Raw genomic sequence first — 6,449 nt, forward strand, 5'->3', positions numbered from 1 at the left:
ACCATAAGCACTTTATCTATTTAATTTAGAATGAATGATTTATAAAAGTTTCGTCTTCAATTCTTCATTATAGCTTAAAGCATTTTCATCTCCTTCAGCAGGAGCCCAGGAAGCAAAATTTTTATCATCTAATGGGAAATAGGGTCCGTCTTTAACTTCATAAACAACTGTATCGGGTTCAAGGGCAATGATTGAATGAAAAATTCCTGCATCAATATCATACCCGTATGCCCCTGTTGCATTGTCCAACACAGCAGAATCCAATATGCCTCCTTCATCATTAAATATTATAACCAACAATCTTCCCTTTAGAATAATAAAAGCTTCACGTTTATCCGGATTCTTATGCCTATGAGGCTGAACATAGCTGTCAGGTTGCAAAACATTCAACATTCGTTGCAATGGATCTTCCAAAACTTTATGAAAATTATAATTCTTCCTTCTCCTGTTATTGCTCCTTGATTCCTCAATAACCGGCTTTAATAATTCGTCATTAATAATCATACGTTAGTCATTGGTTACATTCTTAGACAGTAAAAATACAATGCTTCATCAAAACAAAAGCTAATTCTACAAAAGTTAAATCAACAAATCCTATATTTAAACGTAATAAAGCACAGGGGAATAATATAGATATTTGCATTAATGGGCACTAAAATTTTAATAGTAGACGACTCTGCAACAATGCTGGCAATTATAAGCGACATTGTTGAAAGGAGTATTCCTGATGCTGAGATTTTATCTGCCAATGACGGAAGGGAAGCCTGCAAACAGGCTGTGCGTCATTTGCCAGATTTGATTCTGATGGATTGGGAAATGCCTAATATGAATGGATTGGAGGCTGTTTCAAAGCTCAAACGAAATGAACTTACCTCAGACACTCCAATAATAATGCTGTCTGCATCTGACGCATCTGACAACATAAAACTGGCTTTTGAAGCCGGTGCGATGTACTATGTCAAAAAACCAGTTGAAGAAACTGAATTAATAGCCCGCATAAAATCTTCTTTAGCAATATCTTCTCAGATTAAAGATTTAAAAGCTCAACGCAATCAGTTAATGCTGTCGAATCATAAAAACGACACTATTTTGCGATCTATTTTACCTGCACCAATTTTAGCTCAAGTAAAACAATATGGCTCAATATCTCCCAAAAGGTATCGTAATACAGTTGTTTTGTTCGTCGACATGGTAGATTTTACATCTAAATCAGGTAAAATGTCTCATGGTACTTTACTACGTGAACTACAGGAAATATTCAAGGAATTTGACAGAGTAATTGAATCTCAGTTTTGTACACGCATAAAAACGATTGGTGATGCCTACATGGCCGTGTGTGGAATGTTTCACGAATTAGAAAATCCAGAACTACAAGGGGTAAAAACAGCCATAAAACTAAGAGAGGCCATCTCAAAAAGAAACCAAACAAATTCAATTCAATGGGAAATTAAAATTGGTCTCTACAGCGGTGATGTAATATGTAGTTCGGTAAGTACAACCAATCTTTCGTTTGATATATTTGGCGAAACAGTTAATATGGCAGCCAGAATGCAAAATGCCTGCGAACCAGACCAAATAAACATTTCAGAGGAGATTCAAAAGAAAGTAAAGGATTACTATCACATTGTAACGCGTACTGCAAGAAAGGTTAAAGGAAAGGGAACCATACCTATGTATTATATTCATAGAACCATAAGTAACGATATCAGTCCTAAACAAAAAGGGGCCACTTCGATAAGCAACCCCTTGTTTTTATTGAACTAATTTTTTATCAGTTTTTTATATTTGATTCTATGTGGTGTAACATCACCCAATCGCCGCTTCTTGTTTTCTTCGTATTCGGTATACGAACCTTCAAAGAAATAAATTTTTGAATCTCCTTCAAATGCCATAATGTGAGTTGCTACGCGATCCAGAAACCAACGGTCGTGAGATATAACTACAGCACATCCGGCAAAGTCATCCAATCCTTCTTCCAAAGCACGAAGTGTATTTACATCAATATCGTTGGTTGGCTCATCGAGTAATAAAACATTTCCTTCTTCCTTCAATGCCATAGCAAGGTGTAAACGATTTCGTTCACCACCCGAGAGAATTTCACATTTCTTTTGTTGGTCAGTACCTGAGAAATTAAATCGGGAAAGGTAGGCACGTGCATTTAATTCTTTACCTCCCATTTTTATTGTCTCTTCACCCTTTGAAACCACTTCATAAACAGTCTTACCGGGTACAATATCATCATGTGACTGATCAACATAACTTGTTTTAACCGTTTCGCCCACTTCAAAAGTACCTGCATCAGGAGTTTCCAATCCCATAATTAACCGGAACAAGGTTGTTTTACCTGCACCATTGGGGCCAATCACACCTACTATTCCGTTCTTTGGCAGAGTAAAATTCAGATCTTCAAATAACAAACGATCACCAAATCCCTTTGCAACACTTTGAGCATTTATAACTTTATCACCTAATCGAGGTCCGTTAGGAATGAAAATCTCAAGTTTCTGTTCCTTTTCTTTAACATCCTCATTAAGTAAATTGTCGTAAGCACCTAAACGAGCTTTGCTCTTTGCCTGACGAGCTTTTGGTGTCATTCGCACCCACTCCAATTCTCGTTCTAAAGTCTTTCTACGTTTTGAAGCCTGTTTTTCTTCATTCGCCAATCGCTTGGTTTTCTGATCTAACCATGAAGAGTAATTACCCTGCCATGGAATGCCTTCACCACGATCCAGTTCCAGTATCCAACCTGCAACATTATCAAGGAAATAACGATCGTGCGTAATCCCAATAACGGTCCCTTTATATTGTTGAAGATGTTGTTCTAACCATTGTACCGATTCAGCATCCAAATGGTTGGTTGGCTCATCCAATAACAGAATATCCGGTTCCTGCAGCAATAATCGACAAAGGGCAACCCTACGTTTTTCTCCACCAGATAGCACACTAATCTTCTGATCTTCGGGCGGGCAGCGCAAAGCATCCATTGCTCTATCCAGCTTAGTATCAAGATTCCATGCATCATGCTGATCGATCTTTTCCTGTAAAGCAGCTTGTTCATCCATCAATGCCTGCATCTTATCCGGATCTTCCAAAACTTCAGGGTCTCCGAATCGCTCATTAACGGCTTCATATGCCTTTAGAATATCCACAATCTCCTGAACACCTTCCTGTACAACTTCTTTAACAGTTTTGTTATCATCCAACTGAGGCTCCTGTTCAAGGTATCCAACAGAATAACCTGGTGAAAAAACAACGTCTCCTTCGTAATTTTTCTCAACCCCGGCAATAATCTTTAGAAGCGTTGATTTACCAGAACCGTTTAATCCAATGATTCCAATTTTAGCTCCGTAAAAAAATGAGAGATAGATATTATTCAATACCTTTTTTTGTGGCGGAAAAGTCTTACTGACTCCCACCATACTAAATATGATCTTTTTATCGTCTGACATTATTTGATTATTAATTTATCTCGAACCCATTTGCTTCAGATCACTATTTAACAAACCATCAGGTCTTTTAGAACTTACCATATGATAATCGAAATAGTAAAACCGTGAATCTGCTGCACCAACCAGTATTTTATAGCATCTGGCTTTATATTTTGTACCTTCCGGACCCACCTTATGCAGTATTACAACATTTGGATCTCTTTTCTTTAAGACTTCTTCAATATCCTCCTGTGTTACAATTTTCACATCATAAGGGTAATATTTTTGCAACTTTGACATAGAATTTACATCTGGAGACAGATCATCCTTAACCAAATAAAGTGTCTTATTCTTAAGCGATTCAATATTCTTATTGTAATACTTAAATACATTAGCCTTTATTAATTCAGGTTGAGCATTCATCAGTTTTACATGATCCTGAATAAAACGAACAAATACTTCCATTTTGTATGCATAGCTATCATCCTCGACCCTCAAGTAAGACAATGGAATGGAACACAAATCAGGTAAATCTCTGACTTCTGTTTCAGGCTTGCCCATCAACAAACTTAAGAATGTATAACGCGCTTTTGTTTTATCCATCGAAAAAGTTACGGTAGTTGATAAAAGAAACGAATAAGACGGATCTCCCACTTTTTCTTCAAATTCTTTTTGAGTAATGAATTCATAATCGGTAAGATTCCATACATCTTTCATCACCTCCTTTATTTTAAAATTAAAGTCACTCATTGGATTGGTATCCATTACAACCAATGTTTTACTTTTTAAAAAAGCTTTGTAGTCTTCTTTTGTTGGTAAGTGATCGTTCGAGGCGTTTATCTCTGCAAATACAGAGACTACTAACAAAATTAATAAAGCAGTCCTTTTCATCATCTAATTTCTTTTAGGTATAATTTGAGTGTCATCAGCAGCTTTAATTATCTTCTGTGATCTACTTATATATACACAAAGTTATCTAAAATATTGCATCCATATATAAAAACTTACCATATGAACACTTCTTTAATTTTCGAAATTTTGTTTCTTTATCTATAACAATTAAATACATTTGTTAGCTATATTAAAGTTTCCTATATCTAACCTTAATAATTTATTGGCGACTTAACTACAGCAGTTTTTTATATATTTAGGGTTAAGAAATTTATTACACTGAAAATGATATTACTAAATAAAATACTTTCGTTATTTGTTTTCGACAGAGAGGAAAAAGCTGATATTGAAGAACAAACCCCAATCATGATGCGAAATCTGATTTATTTCATACTTTTCATGGTTGTTTTTGTTGATGGGATTTTCACTTTACTAACAGATCAGACATTTTATGCAATACCACTGCTGATCTTTAGTCTTATTTTTGGATTTCATTTTCTATATCTGGGTCGTAAAGCCCATTCAATTGGCATTAGAAATTCATTTGCATTTTTTGCCATTCTCATTTTTCTTTATCTGATAGTCTTTGGAGGAAGTACAGGCTTGAGTATTATATGGATTGTTCTCTTCCCTACATTTATATTCTCACTTATAGGAAAGAATAAAGGCACCATCATTTCGCTTATATTCTTTCTCATTGTAGTTGGTTACCTTTTCGGGTTGAGTAATATTTTACCGTTGGTTCATAAGTATTCTTTACCTCAAAAAATAATGTATTCAGGGGTAATGTTTGCCATGATCATTGTTGGATATGCTGTTCATCATTCGTTTTCTGAGATTATCTTAAACAAAGAATTAAGAATGTTGAATTCTCAGAATTTCAACAAGACGCAGGAAGAACTGATATCAAAACTATCACATCAGATTCGAACTCCCCTAAGTAATATTACCGGTATAATTGACATACTTGAAAAAACTAACCTCAGCGATGATCAAAGAGATTATATCAATACAATTCATGCATCTTCAAACAATCTGGTGAATGTGGTTAACAGCATGGTTGCTGCCACCACAACCAATTTCAGTCAGATACCTGATGAAGAAATAAGTTTTAATTTATACTCAACCATCAACAATACAATCAAACTCTTTCAGGACGAAAACGACAAAAAGCAGTTTGACATTTCACTATCAGCTGACATTCCGAATAATGTTATCGGTAACAGTATAAAAATCAAACAGATATTTCTTAACCTTCTAAACAGCATTTTAAAATACAATAAATCTGAAAATAAACAGGTTACCATTGAAGTTACCCGCAAAGAAACGTTACCCAACAAACTGGTTCTTAAATTCAGAATAGTTAGCAATACTATTGTTCCGTTACCCAAAGAAGAATTGAAAGAGGAGGCTTTTTACTCGAGAGAAATCATTCGACTTAACACCAATAAATACATCAATCTTTTGGAATTAGGTATTACCCAAAAGATTATTGAAATGGATGGTAACCAACTCGATATTTACCCGGGATCGGTTAATACAGCATTTGAGTTTACGGCTTCTTTCAAAGAAAATTTAAAGAGTCAATCCATTAACTCGATTATTGAACCTACCAAACAAAGTGGCAACTACTTTAAGCCAAAAGTTGATATGGCTGATGCCAATATTTTATTGGTAGAAGATAACTTCTCAAACCAGCAAATCATTATTCTGTATATCAAAAATGAGGTGCAGAAAATTGAAGTTGCCTTTAACGGAAAAGAAGCATTGGATAAGTTCGGTAAGGCCAAATACGACCTTATTCTGATGGATGTTCAGATGCCAATTATGGATGGTTTTAAGGCAACTCAGAAAATTCGTGAAATTGAAAAGAGTACAGGAACACATACTCCTATTATTGCTGTAACTGCTAATGCATTCCCTGAAGACAAAGAAAAGTGTATGTCTGTTGGAATGGATGACTATATCAGTAAGCCTTTTCAACCGGAAGATCTAATTAAAAAGATCAAACAGCATCTAAGCTCGTAACAAAAACAAAGAGGGTGTCCAAAAAGTGATTCTGCAAATAAGGAATCTTTCAAATTGTAACTTTACTTTCATTATACCCCACCAAACCTCCCCTAAAAGGGA

5 protein-coding genes are annotated in these 6,449 nt (G+C 35.2%); 2 read left to right on the forward strand and 3 right to left on the reverse strand.

Annotated elements, in window-relative coordinates:
* Positions 1 to 39 precede the first annotated feature (39 nt).
* Complete coding sequence (locus ACRD62_RS11090) at positions 40 to 504, reverse strand: WbuC family cupin fold metalloprotein (RefSeq protein WP_430820178.1); 465 nt, start codon at positions 502 to 504, stop codon at positions 40 to 42.
* A gap of 141 nt (positions 505 to 645) precedes the next feature.
* Between ACRD62_RS11090 and ACRD62_RS11095 the strand changes: the two genes are divergently transcribed.
* Positions 646 to 1,764: an adenylate/guanylate cyclase domain-containing protein gene (locus tag ACRD62_RS11095; protein ID WP_430820179.1), complete on the forward strand. Its 1,119-nt coding sequence runs from the start codon at positions 646 to 648 to the stop codon at positions 1,762 to 1,764.
* Here the strand turns inward: ACRD62_RS11095 and ettA are convergent.
* A complete protein-coding gene (ettA, locus tag ACRD62_RS11100) occupies positions 1,761 to 3,449 on the reverse strand; it encodes an energy-dependent translational throttle protein EttA (protein ID WP_430820180.1) in 1,689 nt (562 codons plus the stop codon). The two genes, ACRD62_RS11095 and ettA, sit on opposite strands and share 4 nt — an antisense overlap.
* Positions 3,450 to 3,464: 15 nt before the next feature.
* Positions 3,465 to 4,322: a hypothetical protein gene (locus ACRD62_RS11105; RefSeq protein ID WP_430820181.1), complete on the reverse strand. Its 858-nt coding sequence runs from the start codon at positions 4,320 to 4,322 to the stop codon at positions 3,465 to 3,467.
* Positions 4,323 to 4,604: 282 nt separating this feature from the next.
* Between ACRD62_RS11105 and ACRD62_RS11110 the strand changes: the two genes are divergently transcribed.
* Positions 4,605 to 6,347, forward strand: a complete 1,743-nt coding sequence (locus ACRD62_RS11110) for a response regulator (RefSeq protein WP_430820182.1) — start codon at positions 4,605 to 4,607, stop codon at positions 6,345 to 6,347.
* Positions 6,348 to 6,449: the final 102 nt, after the last annotated feature.

Source organism: Carboxylicivirga caseinilyticus, from assembly GCF_050589785.1.
Lineage (GTDB): Bacteria > Bacteroidota > Bacteroidia > Bacteroidales > Marinilabiliaceae > Carboxylicivirga > Carboxylicivirga caseinilyticus.

Bases quoted from the DNA above. Each gene is read 5' to 3' on its own strand.
- ACRD62_RS11110 (WP_430820182.1), top strand. From the start codon at position 4,605: ATGATATTACTAAATAAAATACTTTCGTTATTTGTTTTCGACAGAGAG.
- ACRD62_RS11090 (WP_430820178.1), bottom strand. From the start codon at position 504: ATGATTATTAATGACGAATTATTAAAGCCGGTTATTGAGGAATCAAGG.
- ettA (WP_430820180.1), bottom strand. From the start codon at position 3,449: ATGTCAGACGATAAAAAGATCATATTTAGTATGGTGGGAGTCAGTAAG.
- ACRD62_RS11105 (WP_430820181.1), bottom strand. From the start codon at position 4,322: ATGATGAAAAGGACTGCTTTATTAATTTTGTTAGTAGTCTCTGTATTT.
- ACRD62_RS11095 (WP_430820179.1), top strand. From the start codon at position 646: ATGGGCACTAAAATTTTAATAGTAGACGACTCTGCAACAATGCTGGCA.